We start from the raw sequence: 21,007 nt of genomic DNA on the forward strand, positions 1-21,007 counted from the left end.
GTCATCTACCCATCCTCACAAAGGCAAGACATGGTGTGCACTTAAATTTTAGTGGGCGCCAGTTCTAGCTTTTTAAGCGGGTATTTCATGCAGCCAACACGCCGTTCCTATTCCAAATCCTTCAAGGCTGAAGTCATCCAAGAGTGTGCCCAGCCCGGCGCCTCGATTGCCAGCATCGCGCTCAGCCATAGCCTTAACGCAAACCTCGTGCACAAATGGATTCGGGTAAGAGCGGCGAACTCCTCAAGGTTCAGCATGCGAGGTTGGCCAGAAGTGTTGGTGTTTATTGTTAGGCTCCATCAGAGGTTGATACGGCTCATGATGAAGAAGCCGCCGATGGGACAACACGACAGGGGCCCGACAGAGCACAGACAAGCCGGTAGGCAACGGCTTGGGTGGGCGTTCCGGCGGCTACCAGCCCGCAGCTGATTGCAGGGCATCCAACACGTCCTGCAGATACTTTGCACTGCCAAAAGCGAAGCCTGCTTCGAGTAATGGCACTCGATGTTCATCCGTTGAGTATTCCTGCGCCAATCGGATGATCCTGTCCTCAACTAGAGAGATCCGGCCTAGGCTGAGCTGGCTAGTTTGGTTTCGCTCAATCATGCTGCTCAGCGACTCCTGGTTCACGTCTCGCAATTTCAAGAAATGAAGCAGGCATAGGAACTCGAAACGCTCATAGAGCAGCTCTGGTGATTCAATTCCCGCAAAGTCAGGCGCCCATCGTGGGACGAGCACACCGGCAAGCCTGTTACTTAAGGGGGCCTTAGCGCGCTCCTGACCTTCAAAGGTTTGCCAAACCTGGCGGCTGTTGCTCTCGATAAGGAACGGCGAAAGCTCCGCATTCATCGATAGGATCCGGCCACGTCGCTGGTTCTGCAGCGGGGCATCGAAAAGTTTAAACAACTCGCTCAGCCGGCCGGCTTTTGTCAAACCTAACCCATACCCATAAAACACCAGGGCAGCGGGGTAGTGCTTTTGATCCAGCCAGCTCTTGAAACCTTCCTGGGCTTTCTGAGCCTCAGCGTACAGGCCACCGATCGCGTCTAATACCAACTTATGTTCGTTGTCAGATCCCCAACGCCCGATGACGGCACCTAGCCTTACCAAGGGTTCTGTTACCGATTCATAGTCAAGAACCCAATCAACGGGCTGATGCTGGTGCCGCGTTTGACCGCCTGCAAACACGGACACGAAGTGTCCGATCACCTTGCGCGTCTCATTGCAGAACAGATCGTCCAGCTGGATACGTTGCTCCGGCCGCGCGAGGAATCGTTTGGCCATTGCCACGCTCATATCCGCCCCTACTGGATTCAGCTGCCTGGACTGCTGGATGGTCTCCAGCTTGACGTTCAGCCCGGTAAAAAAGGTGTTGGCATCCCCTGAGGTGATGACCACGGCTTTACGCTGATCAATCAGTTCCTGACCACGGTCGGACAACCGGCCGCGAGAGAGCCAGAACGTGGGGTACCGACGACTAGGCGCGCGCAGAAATGCTGCCCGCAATGCGTGATCCCATTCACCCGACCACCCCGCGACGATCAGGCCGAACTCATCGATGATTCGGTCAAGCAACGCGTTAAAAGGTGTTGGGTACACACCCAGTTCTGCGTCAGTGTTCAGAATCCTGGCGTCTTTGTAATCACCATGGATCTTGAAGACATAACACTGGGAATGAGTCAGAGGCTCTGCGCCAGAAAGGGTGTCCTCGGAGCTTACGACGGTGGGCTCGATGCCCAATTCGCGCAGTGCGTTCTCCATGAGCCGATCGAAGTTCGTGGTGACGATAACGCGAATGTGGCCCGACTTGACCATTGAGGCGATCGCGCGGTGAGCCGGAGTGGGGGTCTTGAGTCCGTCCTCAAGCTCCTGAGCACTGGGGTCAAGAAAACTCTGAATGATGGCTCGACGTTCCGTCTGTGTGCTGGCGAGCTCTTCCAGCAGGACTGAGTAGTTGGGCTGTTGGCCAGTCGTATTGACATACCATTGAACCCAGTCATCTTGAGGAGCCGCGCCCGCTGCAACACCTGCGCGCTCCACCAACTCTTTCGTGATCTCCCATCCCGTAGGAATACCTGCAGCCCGGGAAACGCCGGAGCCGACCAGGACCGCATATACCCCTTTGTTCTCGAACATCGAGAAGGCCAGCTGAGTCGTCGGATCTCCAGAGATAACGGTCATTCTATCGTCCTTAATAGCGTTCGCGCCCTGGCGAGATACAGGCGCAGAAGATGGTAAGAAGAGTGCCCCAGCCGGCTCGCGCAATTGCCCATAGAACGCCTTCCTCACGAGCTCCGCAACTATAAATTCGCAGCGGGGCTAGGACTGTGATTTCGTGGCTTTCAGTCCAGCATGAATGGTATCCCCTATCTCATAGAGGCCGATGCCGACCCGGCTTAAGAGCACTGCTCCGATTGTGACGGGATGAGCGCCATCGGGTGCATTTAGATCACGCAGTGCGTCCTCCAGATCGGTCTTCGAGGGTAGATGAGCATCCCCCAGGCGCAGGCCATAAGCGATATGAAGCGGCATCATCATCTTGCGAGCAGCATCCTTCTCGCAGTATTTCAACAGCAGACGCTCCAGCAGTTTCAGGCTTCCCAGTTTTTCCTTAGGGTCAACTTTCAGATTTTGCTTCAGAAGACCTATGTCGATGGAGTCCACAGTCAGTCTGGCGATGTCCTTGGCCAAGGCCAGCAATCCATTTTTGCTGAGAGCTCGGAAGCGGTGACAATTTCGCAGGATGTCAGCCGAGTTGTCATGGGGTTTGAATAGCGGAGCCTCGAAGTTCTCAGTGAAAAACGAGTTGAGTTTGGCAATCACCATTTCGAACAGCTCTTCCGGCGCCATGGTGTTCGCGGGATTGCTTTCGAATTGGGAACCAAGGAGCTCGCGCGAGGGGCGGCCGTCTGGCGAGATGTTAAAACCATGCCATATCTTTTGTTGCCAAAGAGGTAACTTGGCGATGTCGTAGGCGTACGCGTTGATGTGGCTTTTCTCGTTGACCCCAAAATGAACCTCGTAGTCTGGCGAGCATTTGATCGAGCCAGTGTCCGAGGTATACCACTTCAAAGCTGACCCCTTGAACGCCAACAGGGCTTCAATCACTTCTGCCTTGAACCATAGGTACAGCCCGACATCTTCATTGTCGAGCGCGCTTGCCGGCAGTCTTTCGCCGGCGGCACCTGTTGCGTAATACAGCTGTTCTTCAGGATGGTCTCCACGAACGCGCTCGCTTTTCGATGCAGGCTCTAGCCATTCCTCGCGCCAGAGCCTACCGTCAACCTGCTCAAAGGTGAGCCCTTTCTGTTCAAATTCAAAATGCTCGTAGTCCGTGTTGCTGTTGCTTTCGGCTGCGAATGCTGGGACGTCTTCTTCGGGGTCGACGTCTGTGCGCCAGACTCTCATGACCGACGTGCGGCCCAGCAACCCCCCATCAGCCCTGATGCTAACGGTGTGCAGTTTGAAGAGCTCATTGGCCTTCTGCTCCTCTACAGGAGCTCCGTGCCACGGAATATGAGAAGCATCGGCGACATATTGTTTGCGCTCCCGGTATTGCACCAGCCTGAGGGCGAGACCGCGAGCGCACAAATAATCGCGCAAATGTTCTGCACGAATTTCGATGGCAATGACCCGGTCATCTTCATTTCTACGCTGCCGGACAACCTCCATGTACCCCTCGTTGGGGCTTACCCAAGAATCACCTTCTTGCATCAGTTGCAGTGCAAGGATCAAATCCTGGTTTACCAGCCATTCCGTATCGTGATCACTGTTGAGATGATTCAGAAGAACGAGCTCCACACCCACCGGCGGCTCTTCTTCCTCATGGAGATACTGATCTGCTGGCTTGTAGCGGCCGTTGCCAAATGCGTAGGGGCCGGGGGTATGCATCAATCCAATGGAGCCCCAATCCAGCGTTTCGCCTATCTCACGCTGATCTGCGTATACCGCCAGTGAACCGACGCAAAGCGTTTCTTCGAATGCGCCAGGCTCTCTATCAGCACCGCCTTTGTGGAGCACCTCGGATTGGCGCAAGGGAATCCAGATGGCTGCTGATAGTCGACGCCGCCTGACGTCTGCCATCTGAAACCACTCTGGTGGGTAGCTGGCCGGCATGGCGCACTCCTTGGCGTTGATTGGTTTTGCACTGGGGGGAAGCCCAGTTGGTATTCAGGCTGGTCTCAGGATAAATCATACCTTGCAGGAGGGCTGCTTAGCAGAATTTGCCAACAGTTTTTGGGGAGTGCGTGACGCGAGGCTAACGAAAATTGGGATTAACACTCATCCTTTCCAGCACATCTGATAACGAGTACTCGTTAGCCAGTTATGGGAAAAGCTTGAATGCGCTTCCGTCATAGCGTTGCTCGGGAGTTAAGCCTTGGGTATCCAACCCGTACGTACGGAGTAGCCACCGCGAGTTACCACCTACTTCTCCACCTACCATGCCACGGCCATGCAGACCGACGCGGTTGTTGACGACTAGAAGGTCTCCAGGCTCGATGACAACAGAGGTCGAGCATTCAAGGCATGCTTGCTCGAACCGCTTAATGGCCTGACTAGCTAGTTTTGAGTCGTAATCTGCGTCTCCAGCGCTGTGGCTGTACCGGATCCAGTACCCATCATCGCCTTCGAAAAGCAGCTGAATACCTGCCATCGCGTCTAGTAAGGGGCTGTCTTTACCGAAGAGTGTGCGCAGTCCACGCTTGAAGGTTTTCTGCGGACGAATTACGTACTGAGGTTTTGTCAGCTCGGTGATTTCGTCACAGGTCAACTGCTGCAAAACAGCCGACAGCGGCATGACCGTTGTTATGATCTCGTCGGGATTGCGAAGGCCGCTCAGGCAAACGAAATCTGGTGACGGCGCAACGCGCTTGTCAAACTCATGCAATTGGCCGCGAAGCGGGAACGTAACCCCGTCGGTATGGCCACGCATGTCGGCCTTGGACTTGTCCGCAAAATCGTCATCGCCAGGCAGCACGACAAGGTTTACGAATAGATACCCCTCATTTTCGGAGCCGTATGAAATAGTGTCTGAATTGAGCGCGGCAAGGCAGGCCACTGCACAGGCGCGCGCTGCAACCGTAGTTGCTACGTCAGGCACAGGAATGAAGGCAGTGGGCGTCTCTGGCAGCTCATGGACATCGAACACAGCGCGTAGATGAATCAACGGATTCGACCACGCGCTGCGCTGCACGTCATACAAGCTGATGTTTACATCCTCAAGCGCGGTGACGATAGCGGGGAGCAGGGTTGCCCCAAGCTCCACAGGATTGTTGAGCGCAGAGAGGCAAAATTCGAGCGGATTATCGTGCATCCAACGGCTGACTGAGCCATGGATAGCCCTAGAAAAATGAGCGTCGATCATTGTATCCCTGCAAGATCAAGTGATATAAAGATGATATACGAACGCCTGGCGGCGTGTCATTGCTTCCTTCAAGATGGCCAAAGTCTACCATGAAACGTAATGTCAATTTGACGTCATCCCCGCTCAGAGCATGGGCAGATTACCTGGCATGGGTGTCTACAACGGGGGATTTTCAGGTAGTGGCAGGAGCCCATCAGTGCACGGTCGCATTGCCGGACGGTCACCTGCTTCATGTGCAGGCGCCTTCCCCAAACCTGCTAGCCAGGAAGGTCATCGCGGAGCTCTCGTCCAACCTCGTCGTTCCTCCACTCGTGGATTCTGCGGCAGAACCATTGCGTGTCCCAGCTGCTCAGGATGTGTCGCCAAAGGAGGTGTCTATGCGTAGTCATTACGAACCCGCTCTGCCTCGTGCATCACAGGCGCCACGATCAGCGCCCGTGACCAGCACCAAGGGCACTCTGCAGACAGTCGGCGTCTACGTGCCTGTATCGATGCACGAAACGCTCAAGGAGCTAGCAGAGGGGCAGAACAAGAAGTTTTCAGTGCTCGTCCGCGAGTTGGTCGAAAACGGCTATGACCGTTTTGAGGACGCCATCGAGGAGCGTAGCGGGAGGAAGGTTCTCGACGGCTATGAGCACAAAGTGGCGAGCTACAGCGGCGAGTCCTATCAGTGGATGGCCAGGCTCGACCGCAAGCTCAGCCTGGAGCTCAAGTTGACCGCCAAAGAATACGGGCGGTCGGCTTCACAGATTGTTGGCAGCCTTTTAGCCGAGGCGCTCTCACATTGCTTGCAGACCCAAGGTGCAGTTGTCAGTGCTGAGGTGGAAGTTGAGCGCGCTCGGGTTGCAATTGCTGGGCTTGTAGGCCCGCAAGCTGGCGAGCTGGCCGACTATTTGGGGCTTCATGGCAAGCGTCGATTGGTTAACGAGGTGCTGGGAGGTCTTGTACGAGCGCCGGGCGCACTGCTTGGCCAAATCGCCGAGTACTTCGCGGTTTCAAGGGAGGCTGTGATCCAGGCGGTAGGCCTCAATTTTAGGCAGATGCCAACGCCTTCGTATAAAGCACCCAACGGTCAGCCTCGTGTGCTCACGGAGCCTGTTCCATGGGAGGAGGCGGTGAAGGCTCTGAAGCTACCTCATGATGAGGAAGCGAAGCTTTTGGTCATAGGGGACTGACATGAATACTTTCGACCGTGCACGAATCGAGGCAATGAATGCACGGGCGAAGCTCATCGCCGCGTGCGGCAATGACTACCCTACCAGCGAGCAACTGCTTGCAGTGGCTGAAAGTACGCTGGGGCTGGCGATTGACTGGGTCGAGCCGGATAACTATGCGCTAGGAGGCGGGGACGCTCTCATCCAACCTTGGATGAAGACGATCCTGATTCGTAATGATGTTCGGCTAGAGGAGCGGGCCTATTTGTTGGCCCATGAGCTCGGCCACTGGTATCTCGACTCTCCAAAGCCACCACCTGGAACCACCTCAACATCGTTTATCTCCGACGTCGCTGGGCAATCGCCTGGTTCTGCCGTGGTTGATGGATATGGCGCATGGGAGCGCCAAGAGCTTCAGGCCAATATCTTTGCGCGGGAGCTGCTGTTGCCCAAGTCAGCAGCGAGGGCATTGTGGTCAAACGGATGGCGTTCCCGGCAAATCGCCACGTCCTTCCAGTTGCCTCTGGAGGTCGTGCGGCAGCAATTGGCTGACGCGTTGTTGCTCCCGGATGTTACGCCGGTACTTCCCGCTCCGACGCACCCTCCCAGCGACGCTCAGCGCCGTGCCGCTCAGGCACCGGAAAAGTATGTCAATGTCGTAGCGGGGCCCGGCACGGGTAAGACCACGACCCTGGTGCACCGCGTGGCCCACCTGATCGCTAGTGGCGTACCCGCCAGTAAAATTCTGGTTATGACATTCACCAACCGGGCAGCGCAGGAGCTGGTCGAGCGACTGACAGCGGCCAATGTCCCGAATGCCTCCCATATCTGGGCTGGCACGTTCCACTCATTTGGACTGGAGCTGCTGCGAAAGCATCACCACCTCTTCGAGTTAACCCCTCAGATCAAAGTCGCGGATCTGCTCCAGCAGGTCAGAATGATGGTCGAAGAGCTGCCCACTTTGGAGCTCAAATATTTCTTCAGGTTGCGCAATCCATACGATTGGCTCCCTGACGTCCTGAAGATCATTCATCGGCTGAAGGAAGAGCTGGTCTTTCCGGACGACTACGCAGCAATTCTTCAAACATTGCCAGCCGTCGATTCGGATGTTGCGCTGGAACGCGACGATATCGTCACCGTGTACAGGGCTTACGAGGCTGTCCTGCGTCGTGATGGTTGGGTTGACTATCCAGACTTGTTGGTTCGCCCCACCCTCAGGGCGCGTGACGATCGCCCGTCTGTGGCCGCCTTCCTTGAGCAGTATGACCATGTCCTGGTGGACGAGTACCAGGACGTCAACCATGTCATGATCGAGTTCGTTAAGAAAATCGGGCCGCCTCAGCGCCATCTTTGGGTGGTCGGCGACATTCGCCAAGCTATTCACCATTGGCGCGGTGCGTCGATCCAAAGTTTGCTCAAATTCGATGAAGCGTACGTCGCGATGGGACAGGGAACTTCGATCCAGCGGTATAGCCTGGACATCAACCGTCGTAGCTCGCCTGAAATTCTCCGTGCTGTCGAAAGGGCTGGCACCGAACACGTACTGCAGCCCCTAGTGCCGCTTGATCCTGTCTCACCCTCTCGCTCTGCGAGCGGGATCATGCCGGCTTTGATACACACGGCGAAAGACGCTCAAAGTAGCGCTATCGTTGCTCAGATTGATCAATGTCGGGTGGCCGGCCACTCCTACGGCAGTCAAGGCATCATCAGCTCCACCAACGTCCAGTTGGACAAGCTGGCACAAGAGATTGAACGGGCTGGGATCCCTGTGCTGCACATCGGCGAGTTGAGCCAGCGGGCTGAAGTCAAAGAGTTCATGTGCCTGATGCAACTCCTGACCCAGCGCACGCCTGGCGCTCTCCTAGGCCTACTCAGGCTCAACGATCTCAGCATGCCGGCCTCGGACATCACCCTACTCACGAGCCTGTCCAAGCTGGGCCCCGATTACCAGTCTGGGCGTTGGCTGAAGCAGCCAATTCAAGGGCTGTCACCTAAGGGGCTGCAGGTCGTCCAGGCGTTGAATGAGTTGCTGGGCACGTCGACGCGCAATTCCCGACCTTGGGCTTTCGTGTGCGACCTGATGTTTGAAAAGGGTTTCGGGCTGGCCTCATTGACTGACCACTCCGCGACTGCGCAGATTCAGCGCCTCGCCCTGTGGCAATTTATGTACGGAGTGCGCAACAGTGATGGGGTTGGCAGCCAGGCAACACTGTCCAAGTTTCTGGCCAGGGAAGATTTCCGACGGTATATCGGCCAGCGGTCAGTAGAGCGTTCATTGCCCCCGGAGGCTGCTGCGATTGACGCGGTCAGGCTTATGACGGTTCACGGGAGCAAGGGGCTCGAATTCGACGTGGTGCATATGGCCAACGTCGAGAAATCCCGGTTTGGTGCCGATGCACCGCCACGCTTTGATGATGATCACCAAGCCTTGTTGCTTCCCCCTGAGGCGCTCAACAGCACGCCCCAGATTCGGGCTGAAGGCGAGTCCATCGAGCGTAACAACCTTCTGTATGTAGGCGTTTCAAGGGCGAAAGACCGGCTCTATGTGTATTGCGGTACGGATGCATCGAAGATTCCTACTCCTCTGTGTGATCCATCAATACTTACCCCTAGTCGTGGAACCGCAAATGCGTTGGTGGCCGCGCCGCCACTGGCTCGTGTTCCGCTGGCCGCCCCTGCCACGATCAGCTTTTCTGCGCTCGACGGCTTCATGTCCTGCTCCCTTCAGTATCACTATGCGCACGAACTGAACCTGCCGCCCGAGCAGGAGATGGACATCTCGATCCGGGCCCGCCGATCAGTGCTGGCAGGGCTTGAGTATGTCTACCGTGATGGAGTCAAGCCTCAGGAGGCTTTCCTGCAGTCGTGGGGCGAGAAAACGTTGCCGAGCTACGCGGAAGATAAGACGCTCTCGGAGCATGCCTGGATCGCCTTTACTCGCGGCACAGCGTTGCAGCCCGGTATTGCACAGTACGTCCCAGAAGCCACGGCCAGCGTGAATGGCCAGGTCATCACTATGCCCTGGATGCTTCGTGACGCTAACGGCGATCTGGTTTGGCTGCGCACAGGCATTGGACTATCAGAGGTCTCCAGAACCGTACGCCCCATTCTGGAAAACCTCGGTGGCAGTCGCTGCAACAATATCTCCATCCACTCCCTCGTCACCGGGTGCTCTGAGAGTGCGGTTCCTTCGGTCAGGGCGAGCGGTACAAGTGTGTTCAAGGCGATCACGGCGTTGCGGGCAGGTGAGCGTTCTGCCAGTCGAGGGAAGCACTGCAACCGGTGCGCTTACTCAAGTATTTGTGCCCAGAGGTACTGAGATATCAGGCCAACGGCTTCCTGTAAGAACACCAATTATCTCGGCGTTTCTGGGGGGGGGGCTGGCCGGTACCGTTAAAGATGACATGACACAAGGACAGCACCAGATATGACCTACATAAACTTGCCTCACGATCAGTTGCGCGCGATCAGAGCTGTCGACCTCAGATCCCTGCAGACGGCGGTAGACAAGTGCCTGAGAGAGGAGCAAGTCGGGCCGATCTGCGAGCTTGGCCTCAGAGAGTGCGGTGACTATGTTGCCTCCGAGCTTCATGCGTTCGAGCGAGCAATGGCTGCACACAACAAAGCGAAGGCTCACGCCAAGCGCGAACATACCAGGACTGACGTGTTGCGCGCCGGGAGCGATCTGGTGCATGCCGTGCAGCAGATGAAGGGCCGCGTCGAAACCGAACAAGAAGAGGGGCTGCTGTTTTACATCGATGATCAGATTATGTCGCCTTACCATCTGAGCAAGCGGCTAACGGTCAGTGTTCGCTACCGCTGGCGGTCTTCTCCGACCGCAGAGTGGATACATGGGCAAACGACTTTCACCTACGATTACTCGCCCGTTCCTGATTACGCCCAGCTGTTGTCGAAACGTCAGCCCAGCGCCGCCAAAGCGGCGAGCGATCAGCAAGCGAAGCTGTACCGTGAATGGGAATACTTGAAGATGCAGGCACTGTGTTCCATGAGGGAATTTTTCCGGGATGGTGGCGATGGCATAGACATCCCCAAATCATTTGCAGTGCGGTCAAGTCAATATGGCGGAGGGCTGAACAACTTCAGCTGCAATTTCTGGCAACCTGCTTAGCAAGGGGCTCTCGATTGCTGCCTGAGTCGTAAACTACGAATGGGCAAACCGAATAGGGTGCGGCTTCGCCGCACCGAACACCGCCACGACCCGTGCGAGCGCGGTTTCAGTGCCGGCGCGCATGTCCATGGGCTCGGTGGCGAGCCAGATGGAATCGACGCGGATCATCGCAGCAGGTCTCGTAGGAAAGCGGAACACGACGCTGCATTTTCCGTCGGCCAACTCACCACAACTACGCCTTTTGCATGAGGCACTTCAATTCGGATCGTAGCGGGAAGAGCTTGATGCGTCGCTATCGACGGCGCGGCTTAGACCGGAATAAAGGCAGTTTGCAGTGCCAGGTTTTTCTGCGCATGCACCCGAATCCATTTATGGACGAGGTTTGCATTGAGGTTGTGGGTAAGCGTCCGGCCAACTCACCTTCCTGAAAGAAATTCAGGTTTGTAGAAGTGGTGTCGATCAAGTCTATGTAGGTTGGTAGGGGGTGGTGATGAAAATTACTGGTAAGGCAGAAATCGAATCCGTGATCGACGTCCTGTGCGACGTCTGCCAACTCCCCACCCGGGTGACAAGTGGCCAGCTTCAATTCGCCACGCTGCAAGCGCATTGGGGCTATGGCTCGAAACATGATGGCGAGCGCTATGAGCTACACCTTTGTGAAGGTTGCTTCTTTCAGGCAGTTGCTAATCTCAAGCAGGAACGGCGTACCCAGGCTCTCTTCAGCGATGACGGTCGTGCTGACAGAGCTTTTGTCGGCGAGGATTTTGGTCTGATCGCTAGGGATGACTTTTTTAACGACTCCTTTACGATCGAAAAGCGTTGATCGGCAAGCTGAGAGCTTCAACTCAAATTTCGAGTGATCCCACAACCGGCAGTTATCGGCTGAGGCAACGTAAAAACTCAACGTCGTGTCCGGGATCTATTGATCACTACAGAAACTCACGAAGTTGGAATGTGTGCCGACATGTAATGCGAGCTCATAAATTATGGTAGTCATTGATGGCTGATTTGTCGTGGTCGCAAGCTCTGCCCGTTTCCCTTCTAACTGCGGAAATACCGCATAGCAACCAAAACAAGCGCAACCGTTGCTGTTTCAGATTTCTGCCTGGTTGCGACTCGCATGATTATGCGCGCTGTAAGTGTCGGGCATTCATACCTCCGTTGTAGTGCGCCAGAATAGTAGGGCACTGATCACAAGGTAGTCAGGCGATTAAGCTGCTCAACCGAAGGAAATCCCAGTGTCCGATAGCGACGTGGATAGCCCGCTTCTGTAGCCAGCAGATCGCCAAGCTCGGATTCAAGTTCACTCCAGGAGACGGTTTTGACTGTCGCTTTCCCACCCTCACCGGGTTCAACCAACGCGACGCGATCGGTCTTGGGCAACAGCGTCGGTACACCTTTTGTCCAGGCGCTCATCGATACCGTTTGGTTTGGTTGGTCAGCCATTTGGAAGAGGTTGTATGAGGCGACGAAGATGTCGATGCCCTTTTCCAGATTGAGCTTGTCGAGCAGCTCTTTCTGATTGGCATAATTATTCTGCAGCAGCAAATGCTCCAGTGTAACCAGCCGGCTGTTTACCCCTTCATCATCACAGTGAAACGGGACGATATCGCGACCTTCGTAGGTGTAAATATCGGTGGAGACAGCACGCCCCCTCTCAAGAGCCTGGAAAGCAAGCTCTACCATCTGACGAATTCCCTGTTCGTCCTTGTCTCCAGTGACCATCAGGACATCTCGACTGGGCATCATGAACACTGGCCGACCTTTAACTGGCACGCGCTGAAGGACATCTGGCAACAACACCCTGCTGGTGTCGTACCCATCCGCCCACTCCCCAGCGTATAGGCCTGGAATAATCTCCCCGAAGGCTTCGCTTGTCGTATCACGCAGGTTCTCGATGGAGATCGTTACCGCCTCTTCCATCGTCACAGCCCAATGTGCTTCGGGGCCATTGGTAAGGGTGGCAGTGGACTCGGGCGAATCGACAGCAAGCAGAATAACGCAGTCTCGGCCCAAAGGCTGTGAAACATAATCGTACTGCTTGTCGCCATCGTTACGGGCGTGTTCCAGTCGAATTTCTTCAAGCATGGCAAGGTTGCGAATCACCGGACGCAGCTGTGCCTTGACATTATCAAACGCAGTCTCGGTTTTTCTACCTGCCTCTAACAGCGTCGATACGTATCCGGTCAGGACGGCGAATTTCTGTGCTTTGTCTGCATTTTGATAGTCGCGAAAGGCATTATGGAGATTGAAGTACGATCCATTCCCATGGCGGATGCGGAACTCGTTCTTCTCAAAATTCAGATTCTCGCTGAAGCCAGCTTTACGAGTCGAATCGATAAATTTTTTGGCAAATGCCTCTTCATTTAGCGGGCGATTGAAGAGTTTGTCGAGCAGGGAAAAAAGCATGTACAGAATCCTTTTTGTCAGCAGGCAGTTGTAAACAGGGGGAATTGGGCAGGCTTAAACTTGTTCAGAGCTTGGGACACCATCGCCTCAAGCGACGGTGTCAGGAAGGTGTGTTGGCCGGACGGTTACGCTAAAGCATTTTGAGGGGGAAGCGAAAGCGATTGCTCGCTTCCCCTTGCTAATAAGCATTTAGCAAGTTTCACAGTGTGCGGGCGTTACGCGGATCATCTTCTGCGAATTTTTTCTGTACCTTTAACCCAGCCGGATAAATCGGCATACTCACTTGCTGATCTATTAATCCAGAGTTGCTTTCTCGTGGAGTTTTTCACCAAGGCAAGATCGGCATATGGGTATAATCCGAGGTACTCTTCACCCTTAAATTCACTTTGAGCGTACTGGGTGACTGGAAGAATGCCTACGGAGCCTCTCAGTGCATCGAAGTAACCGAGCTCCCAAGGCATCCAGCGAGATTTAGTCGAGTGACGGCTGTAAACGTATAAAAGCGATTTTGATGACTTCATGCGCATTCGCAGAATTTCAGCTGTCTCAGGCGTGACGTGATCTGGGGAGAGCTGAGGGTCATCGACTTTATCTATGTAGACGGTCAGGTTTGCATCTTCTAAGTATCCCTTTATACCATAAATTATTTCAAGGGGCTCATTGGATGAGTGGCTTAGGAAGACGTCATAAACCTGCGTGCTTGCAGTGGACTTGAATATATTACTTTGCCGACTGACTGTGCGTGAGCGTGCAATTACTTCTGCTTCCGTGAGTAATGACATATTGCTCCCTACTATTTTAGTGTTTCAGTCCAGAATGGGTTTGTAAGTTCATTAGTCCCCGTATCACCAAAACTATTGCTTGGTCTATATGAGGGGTGTTGGCAAGTACCGTGTTTTCTTCTGCGGTAAGCCCGTTTTTCAGATCTTTGAGTTTATACTGTCTGAACTCGCCTGAGTGCGGCCAGTTTTGGGTTGATGTGTTGAACTGGTTGTCTACGCCCATCAGATCTAGAATTTCTCTGGTACACCCACCAAATCCGCCCAGCAAATAAACAGGTTTATGGCTTTGCAGAGAGATAAGCACTTCCTCGGCTATACCTGGCATGCTGCCATTGAATTTTGATGTTTTACCTCCAAGGACTATCCTGGCTGTCGACTCAGCGGTAATTGTGCTTCGCATTGCAGTTAGCCCAGCGCACCAATCAAACGTTGCGCCGGGTAGTAGAGGGGTGGCCTCTTCAATTGATAATGTACCGCCTTTCTCATCAATTACTCTGAGCTCAGCAGTTCCTTCCATTTCGCTGCTCAAGGTAAGCAGGTCATTGAGATTGGAGTGTACGAAGACAGGCCAGGCAAGGAAATTGATTACGCTCGCTAAATTTTTGTTGTCATATGAATCTTTTCGATATCTAGACACGAGTTCGTACAGAATCCTGGTAAAGCCATGAGCTCGTAGGTCACCTCCATAGGTCACTGTTGCCCCCAAAGCGAGCATGTGGCGTGCTGCCTCACACATTGCATCCACCAGATGCGCGTGGCTTAAGCCTAAGGCAGCCATGTTTTCGCTTTCCGATATCGATATTGAAATCTTTGAGCCGTCGAGGACTTCTTTGTAACTCATCTGGTTGCCCCCGCTTTCCATTCAGCTAGGCTTCTAAGCTGCACATTCGGCGAAACCCTGTTGATAAGTCTTTCCTCCTCTGTACTCAATGGAGGATCTGGGTAGATAAGTATAGTTTCTGTAGAGGCAGTATCAGTCAGCTCGGGTCCTTCAGGAATGCAGGATAGAGAGATTAACTCCGGCGGGCGTGGTATAAGGAATGCCCTGCTAGGCAGTTGTTTTCTGATTTCATGTGTCTGACAGCGCCAGAGAAAATCTTTCAAAACCTCATCGAGAAGCCTACTAATGACAATGTCTATTCGAGAAACATCTGCTACATCGTAGCCCAGGCGAACTACTGGAACATTCCCCATGTAAGGGAAGCCTCTTTCATCCATATTGTTTATGCTGTTAGCGACTACAAGCGGCACATTCCAGGCTTTGGCTTCAATGATTTCTTTTCGGCACCACTCTCTTGAAGAGTAAGAGTCCGTATGAATCGCGATCATCGCGCTGATGCGCACCTGCGCTAGTAAAACTTCGTCAAACCTGAGGCCGGCTGGGATGTCATTGACGTCAAAAAATGAGGACAGACCGTGTCCTTCGTGGATCCTCTTTCTTATAGATGTAGCGATTTCAATACCGTCGATATCGTGTTTTGAATGACTTAAGAAGATTTGCACCTTCTTTAAATAATTTTCAAGGTTTTTATTTGATGGGTTTTCCAGTTGGGCTAAGTGGTGCCTAAGCATTCGGCAGAACTCGTAAGTGAGTTCGCTAATTAGGCGCATTGTTTTTTCGTTATTATCGCCTTTCCATGAGTCCCATCTAAGAGCTTGCTCACTTAAATTTACTTTATGCAATGCTTCTTTGTTGAAAGATACAGGGAATAGGAGATTGTTGAAGCCGTTTTTATTGGACTCTTCAGTCTTTTCAGAGAGGCCCTTGACGTAATCAACCCAGCTTTGTGACTCGCACAGATTATCGTCAACGAGTGCGATGATTGCAGACGCTTCAGAGTCCTCAGGATTTATTGATATTGGGATGTCGTTGTCAGGCATGCAGGCATTACGGAACACTACCGGTATGCCCGCACCCCCTACAATATTTTTGTAAAGATCTCGCCGAAAATGTTGCATCATAGCGTCGGCGATTTTTTCCCCTAGCTCAAAGCTAGGATGCCATACGACATAGAGTACAAAAAAAGGCTTTGCGAGATCAGTCGCTCTTACTTCACCCATTGCGCTTCTTCTTTTCACGGCTGTTGACTATGAGTGATTTAAGTTTGGATTTGGCGTCGGTGATGTATTTCCCTAAAGACTCTGGGGATGCAGTAGCTTTTTCCCAGCTGGTAAACACGGCATACCCACTTTGGACATTGTCATGCAACCTGCCTGGTACGGTAATGCCTTTTTCGTTTCGCGGTGCTGATGGGAGGTAGATGCCAAGGAGGGCGTGTTCCTTGTCAAGCGTTGCCTTAATTTCCCAGTCGATATACTTTCTTTGGTAGGTTTCAGCGCCAATCAGGATTATTGTGCAGGACGTACCAGTTATATACTCTTCGCGAATTCGTCGCAGTACATAGTCAACGTCGTCGCTGTCTATTTCGCTGTCCAATGACGCATCGTGTATCGATTCGTATGTGTCATGAAACTTAGCCGAGAATGCATCATAATATTTTTGATCTGGTTTGTGATGATAACTCACGAAAATTTTGTGCTTGACTGGCTTTTCCAGAGATTTAAACAGCTCTTGAAGATTCATTGACAGATCGGTCCTTGAGATTTTTGTAGATGCCCGACGCATAGAGCAGGGGGCGGGTGGCTATTTAGTATCAAGGTCTGGAGAGGGAGTGCAATCCCCCTTCGCAGGTTTTCTCGCAGGAAATTCGGAGGATTGACACTTACCCCATCTCAGTGGGCGTCCGAACCGTCAATACCAGGATGGTGGTGTGAGGTGCCCCTGATTTTGTTCTTGGACTATCGCAGCACTTAAAACCCACATGACCGCCCAGGCTGCATCAGCAATCTAGGTCAGTCGCGGGGGCTGTCAGATTCACAGTTGGGTTGCTCGTTTTGACAGGAGCGGTCGGTGCTGCTGCGTTTTAATGGATACGCAGCTTGCGCAGTAGCTTTGCCAACGCGGTTTCATATTCTTCCGTGCTAGTGAAATCGGCGTATAGCTTCCCCTCAAGGAAGGTCGGTATAGTGCATTTCTCATAGAGCAACGGCAGCACAACGACTTCGCCGCCTGAGATTTCTCGATTGATGGCGATGTCGAGTTCCTTTTTCACCCATGGGGCATCGATTGATCTCGACGACAAGACCACCCCGATGTAGCGGGTCTCCTTCATCCCTTCCGTTATCTTCCCAATCAACGAATCTCCTATCTCGATTTCCGCTTCATCTACCCAAACCTGCGGAACGCCATGTTCCATCAAGTCTTTACGCAGCTGCCGAACGAAAGGCTTGTCCGCACCGGTATGGCTCAGGAAGATCCCGTGGTATTTCTCTTGTTGGAGATTGTCCTTCACGATCTCAAGAGAATCCAAGATTAAGCGGTTGGCAGCTGTGTCGGAGGATGGCGGCGTGACCAACCAACCGACAAACCCACTGTCTGACACTCGTCCGCCAAGGCTGTAACCCTCTGGGCTGGAGGCGATTGAGGTGTAGCCTCCAATGTCCTCATCTCCGAGGCACAAGTTCCAGCCAGTCGAAGCCAGAGATGCAAAATACTTGGTAAATGGGCTGTCCGGGTCTACGTCACCCAGACGTCGCCCCTTCTTTACCAGTAAGTCGCCACTTTTCACCATGCGAGAAACGGGAGGCGCCACATACCCCAGCCAAGTTTCTCTATACCCGAAGAAGTTCATCCGCTTGGCCTCGGACAAACACCACACGACTGTCGCCCCAGCCTTAATGGCCGCTTCCATCTCTTTCCGGCGATCCAAGGCATCAAAGACAGTGTCAATGTCATAAGTACCCTTCTTCTGCTTGAGATCCCCCAATTCAGTAGGCGACGCAGAGAACTCGCTTTTCTCGCCGAATAGGAAATGCGAGAAGCTTGCAGGGTTGATGATGATGACATCGTACTCGTAAAGGGGGTACGCGGACTTGTCGTGCTCTGCGGCTGCACCGCACAGTCCCAAATTGTCGAACTCAACTCCATCGATGGGTTCACCGTTGTAACGCAATCCAACGGTTAAGACTCTCTTCATTGTTCGCTCTCCAGTTGCGCCAGTCGTTATCGGTTGGGCTCATTGTGGCGTGGTTAAACCGCAATAAAGCGTGTGGTCAGCATGATTCGGAAGCGGTGCGTAGTGTCAAACATTTTGCGCTATTTAGAGCTGACTCGCTTTGATACACCTGTCAAACCTACTCTTGATTGGCACCAGTTTCTGTCAATCAAAGGGGTTTAGTTTGACGGTCAATTGTCAATTGCCGAAATAGCCGTCATAGATAGAGGCTACGGGCGATTTGGCAGTGTCAATCTAGGGAACGTGAGGTGATAATTTCCATTACTGGCCGGATGACCCGCTGATAGCCGAGCCGACCGCGCGGATCAAACCCCGAAAGTCGTAACGCTAAGGATCCAAATGTGGGTTATTGCGCGGCGGGCAGCAGGAAGCGTGCAATCACCGGCAAATGGTTGGAGATACGCAACGTATCCTCCTGCCTCACCTTGGCCTCCACCCGCTTGATTCGCGGGCTGTAGAACAGGTAATCCAGGGTGCGATCCGGGCCGTCGATGCTCGGATCATTGGGAAAGTACGTCAGCCATTTCTCACGATCAATTCCGCTGGATTGGCTGTTGCTCGGGATCATCGGGTACTTGTCCCACAGTAAATGCAGCTCACTGTCCGGCGAATACTGCCCACGCTTGCCTGCATCCAAACGCAGGAATTGCCCCAGGGGCAGCAGGTTGAAATCACCGCCGATCAGCCAGGGCGTGCCACGGCCTTCGAATTTATCCAGCAACTTCACTGTCGTTTGCACCTGCTCCTGCACCGCACTGCGCCCTGGTGCATCACCGTCCAGGCGGGTGTTGAGCACGGCCAGTTGGCCGCCATCGCTCAGTGGCAGGTAGGTCAGCAGCAAGGCTGGCTTGGGTTGGAACTGGCGGCTGATGATATTGGCCTCGGGCGCCGGCAATTGCAGGCGCTCGGCGTGTTCGATCTGGTAGCGGCTCAGGGTCGCCAGCTTGCGGCCCACGCTGCCGAAGATATGCCGGTCGGGTACGAAGTCGGCTTTCCAGTCGAACGCCTGGGCGCTGCACGGGTAGAGGTCGACCAGGCGCTCCTGCAAAAGCGCTAGCTGGTCCTGGTAGTGGGAAGGCTTGGCGTTTTCGTCGAGTTCCTGCAACAGCAGGATGTCGGGCTGTTCGTCACGAATCACCCGCGCCACTTCGTCGAGGCTGACGGCCATGTCTTCGACGGTAGGTCGTTCGTCCGGGCCGCTGCCGTCGGCGGTGTCGTACCAGAACACGTAGTTCTTGCCCGCCAGGTATTGCACGTTCCAGGTCATGACCTTGAGTGCCTGCCCTGGCAACAGGGTCGGCGCACGGGGCGCGACGCAACTGACGGGCAGGGTTTCCTTGGCGGCGGGGCGCCAGGTGAGGCTGTAGATCAGGGCCGTCAGCAGGCCCGCAACGATCAGCAGGCCCAGCAGGGTGATGCGCAATAAACGGGTCATCGGCTCGGCTTATAGCGTTTCAGGAGTGGCGTGGAGCATATCACCGCGCGTCGGCATCGCCACCGATCAGCATGAATAAACGGAACAGGACTACGCTGGTAAACAGTTGCAGGAAGCTGTGGGCGCTGTCCATCAGCAGCCCCAGCAACGGCGCGGGGTTGGGATAGGCCGCGACGCTGGCGCCTTTGAGCAACCACAGCGGTGTCATCACACACAACAGGCACACCAGGATTCGCCAGAAATGCCCACGGGTCAGGCGCAGACTTTCCTTCATCGCCTCCAGCGCCGACATGCCGCGCAGAACCAACAGGTACTCGGCGAACGCCAGCACCACCATCAGCCACAGGCCCGGCAGGAAATACAGCGACAGGCCCAGCAAAATCAGCAAGGTACTCATGGCGGTCAGCAGGGCGAAGCGCGGCCACAGGGTCAGGGCCATGGCCCAGATGTCCTTGGTACGCGGCGACTCGCCACGGGTGCGGGCGTCGAGAAAGAGGATCAAGGCACCGGTGTACAGCGGGTACACCAGCAAGCCCACCACCACGCTGTAGCCGGGGAACGCATCCGCGCCGAGCGTGTGGTCGAGCAGCTGTTGCAGCAGGGCCTCGAGGATCACCAATGGCAGGCACAGCTGGACGATTGCGCCCAGGTTGCCTCGGGTAAAACGGAAGGAGTCGCGCAATACGTCTAACGGATTCATCGGGGTCATCGCAGGCCTGAAAGCAAGGGCAACACTTTAACCGATCATGGCCAGCGGTAAGCAAACGTAAACCTTGAGTAAAGACCATTGAAACAACTCGTAACACCCCCATAACTAGAACGCACCTGGCCTGATCACAGGCAGGACCACGATTTTTACCGGCAATCTAACGAGGTCGCCATGAACAGCGAAGAGCAAACCCTGATCGATGGACTGTTTTCACGGTTGCAACAAGCCGAAACGGACTCAGCGCCCCGCGACGCCCAGGCAGAAGCGCGGATCAAGGAGCACATGACTCGCCAACCGGCCGCCGGGTACTACATGACCCAGTCGATCCTGGTGCAGGAACACGCGCTCAAGAGTCTCGACGCGCAGAACAAGCAACAGGCGCAGCAGATCCAGCAATTGCAGGATGAGTTGCAGCGGGCCAAGTCCGCACAAGCGGCCCCGGCGAGCAGCGGTGGTTTCCTGTCGAGCATCTTTGGCGGCGGTTCCCGTGACCCGCAACCGGCCCAGAGCGCTCCGGCCTCGTCGGGCGGTGGCTGGCGTGAACCGGCGCGGCCGTCCTTTGGCCAGCCAGCGCCGCAACAGAACTATCAACAGCCACAACAACCTGCCGCCGCCCCCATTGGCAGCGGGTTCCTCGGTGGCGCGATGAAAACCGCCGCGGGCGTGGCCGGTGGTGTGTTGCTGGCCGAAGGCATCAGCAGCCTGTTCAGCCACAACTCGCAACAGCCGCAGGTTGTGGAAGAAATCATCCGTGAAGAGCCGGCGCCCGCCAGTGACAACGGCAACTGGGGCAACGATGACCAGAAGTTCGCCGGCAATGACAGCTGGGGCAGCGACAACGCCTCGGACAGCTTTGCCGATAGCGACTATTCCGACGATTCTTCCTCCTTCGGCGACGACGATTCCTTCGTCTGACACTCCCGGTCCGGGGCGCTGAGCCGCCCCGGT

At 54.5% G+C, this 21,007-nt stretch carries 18 protein-coding genes; 6 read left to right on the top strand and 12 right to left on the bottom strand.

Translation table 11 applies throughout. The features are described 5' to 3' along the window. Window positions 1–87: 87 nt before the first annotated feature. The gene (locus tag FBY10_RS31755; RefSeq protein ID WP_256663469.1) at window positions 88–429 is read left to right on the top strand and encodes a transposase; all 342 of its coding nucleotides are present in this window, start codon (window positions 88–90) and stop codon (window positions 427–429) included. On the opposite strand, the gene FBY10_RS13995 is transcribed toward FBY10_RS31755, so the two are convergent. The 3 genes from FBY10_RS13995 to FBY10_RS14005 form a co-directional block, all read right to left on the bottom strand. Continuing rightward, entirely contained in the window at window positions 412–2,181 is a 1,770-nt protein-coding gene (locus FBY10_RS13995; RefSeq protein ID WP_057445317.1) for an SIR2 family protein, read from the bottom strand. The genes FBY10_RS31755 and FBY10_RS13995 overlap by 18 nt on opposite strands. Window positions 2,182–2,319: 138 nt before the next feature. Then, on the bottom strand, window positions 2,320–4,116 hold the full coding sequence (locus FBY10_RS14000; RefSeq protein ID WP_145336692.1) for a hypothetical protein: 1,797 nt from the start codon (window positions 4,114–4,116) through the stop codon (window positions 2,320–2,322). 208 nt (window positions 4,117–4,324) lie between these two features. Further along, a complete protein-coding gene (locus FBY10_RS14005) occupies window positions 4,325–5,365 on the bottom strand; it encodes a TauD/TfdA family dioxygenase (protein WP_256663468.1) in 1,041 nt (346 codons plus the stop codon). A 437-nt stretch (window positions 5,366–5,802) separates the two neighbouring features. Between FBY10_RS14005 and FBY10_RS14010 the strand changes: the two genes are divergently transcribed. The 3 genes from FBY10_RS14010 (at window position 5,803) to FBY10_RS14020 (ending at window position 10,648) form a co-directional block, all read left to right on the top strand. Then, complete coding sequence (locus tag FBY10_RS14010; protein WP_145336690.1) at window positions 5,803–6,540, top strand: hypothetical protein; 738 nt, start codon at window positions 5,803–5,805, stop codon at window positions 6,538–6,540. A 1-nt stretch (window position 6,541) separates the two neighbouring features. After that, window positions 6,542–9,838: a UvrD-helicase domain-containing protein gene (locus tag FBY10_RS14015; RefSeq protein WP_145336688.1), complete on the top strand. Its 3,297-nt coding sequence runs from the start codon at window positions 6,542–6,544 to the stop codon at window positions 9,836–9,838. A 108-nt stretch (window positions 9,839–9,946) separates the two neighbouring features. After that, window positions 9,947–10,648, top strand: coding sequence for a hypothetical protein (locus tag FBY10_RS14020; protein WP_145336686.1), 702 nt, complete (start codon window positions 9,947–9,949; stop codon window positions 10,646–10,648). Between the two features lie 33 nt (window positions 10,649–10,681). Here the strand turns inward: FBY10_RS14020 and FBY10_RS31760 are convergent, their stop codons facing one another. Then, window positions 10,682–10,816 carry a transposase gene (locus tag FBY10_RS31760; RefSeq protein WP_145336684.1) on the bottom strand — a complete coding sequence of 45 codons (135 nt, stop codon included), beginning with the start codon at window positions 10,814–10,816 and terminating at the stop codon, window positions 10,682–10,684. Between the two features lie 322 nt (window positions 10,817–11,138). On the opposite strand from FBY10_RS31760, the gene FBY10_RS14030 reads away from it, so the two are divergent. Beyond that, window positions 11,139–11,471, top strand: a complete 333-nt coding sequence (locus tag FBY10_RS14030; protein WP_057441837.1) for a hypothetical protein — start codon at window positions 11,139–11,141, stop codon at window positions 11,469–11,471. A gap of 368 nt (window positions 11,472–11,839) precedes the next feature. On the opposite strand, the gene FBY10_RS14035 is transcribed toward FBY10_RS14030, so the two are convergent. The 8 genes from FBY10_RS14035 to FBY10_RS14070 all read right to left on the bottom strand — a co-directional run bounded on the left by FBY10_RS14035 (window position 11,840) and on the right by FBY10_RS14070 (window position 20,050). Further along, the gene (locus FBY10_RS14035) at window positions 11,840–13,057 is read right to left on the bottom strand and encodes a DUF1444 family protein (protein WP_145336682.1); all 1,218 of its coding nucleotides are present in this window, start codon (window positions 13,055–13,057) and stop codon (window positions 11,840–11,842) included. A gap of 224 nt (window positions 13,058–13,281) precedes the next feature. After that, window positions 13,282–13,839, bottom strand: coding sequence for a TIR domain-containing protein (locus FBY10_RS14040; protein WP_145336680.1), 558 nt, complete (start codon window positions 13,837–13,839; stop codon window positions 13,282–13,284). Between the two features lie 16 nt (window positions 13,840–13,855). Further along, on the bottom strand, window positions 13,856–14,680 hold the full coding sequence (locus FBY10_RS14045) for a hypothetical protein (protein ID WP_145336678.1): 825 nt from the start codon (window positions 14,678–14,680) through the stop codon (window positions 13,856–13,858). Next, complete coding sequence (locus FBY10_RS14050) at window positions 14,677–15,900, bottom strand: toll/interleukin-1 receptor domain-containing protein (RefSeq protein WP_145336676.1); 1,224 nt, start codon at window positions 15,898–15,900, stop codon at window positions 14,677–14,679. The genes FBY10_RS14045 and FBY10_RS14050 overlap by 4 nt, the downstream gene beginning before the upstream one ends. Further along, window positions 15,893–16,423, bottom strand: coding sequence for a TIR domain-containing protein (locus FBY10_RS14055; RefSeq protein WP_178116747.1), 531 nt, complete (start codon window positions 16,421–16,423; stop codon window positions 15,893–15,895). Before FBY10_RS14055 ends, FBY10_RS14050 begins: the two co-directional genes overlap by 8 nt. Window positions 16,424–16,763: 340 nt before the next feature. Next, window positions 16,764–17,876 (bottom strand): toll/interleukin-1 receptor domain-containing protein, encoded by a 1,113-nt coding sequence (locus FBY10_RS14060; protein ID WP_057441182.1) that lies wholly within the window; start codon window positions 17,874–17,876, stop codon window positions 16,764–16,766. 385 nt (window positions 17,877–18,261) lie between these two features. Beyond that, window positions 18,262–19,350 (bottom strand): endonuclease/exonuclease/phosphatase family protein, encoded by a 1,089-nt coding sequence (locus FBY10_RS14065; RefSeq protein WP_145336673.1) that lies wholly within the window; start codon window positions 19,348–19,350, stop codon window positions 18,262–18,264. Between the two features lie 40 nt (window positions 19,351–19,390). Further along, window positions 19,391–20,050, bottom strand: a complete 660-nt coding sequence (locus FBY10_RS14070; protein ID WP_092488567.1) for a YciC family protein — start codon at window positions 20,048–20,050, stop codon at window positions 19,391–19,393. Window positions 20,051–20,230: 180 nt separating this feature from the next. On the opposite strand from FBY10_RS14070, the gene FBY10_RS14075 reads away from it, so the two are divergent. Further along, window positions 20,231–20,974: a DUF2076 domain-containing protein gene (locus FBY10_RS14075; protein ID WP_131700124.1), complete on the top strand. Its 744-nt coding sequence runs from the start codon at window positions 20,231–20,233 to the stop codon at window positions 20,972–20,974. Window positions 20,975–21,007 lie beyond the last annotated feature (33 nt).

It is taken from the genome of Pseudomonas sp. SJZ103, from assembly GCF_007828335.1.
Taxonomy (GTDB): Bacteria; Pseudomonadota; Gammaproteobacteria; order Pseudomonadales; family Pseudomonadaceae; genus Aquipseudomonas.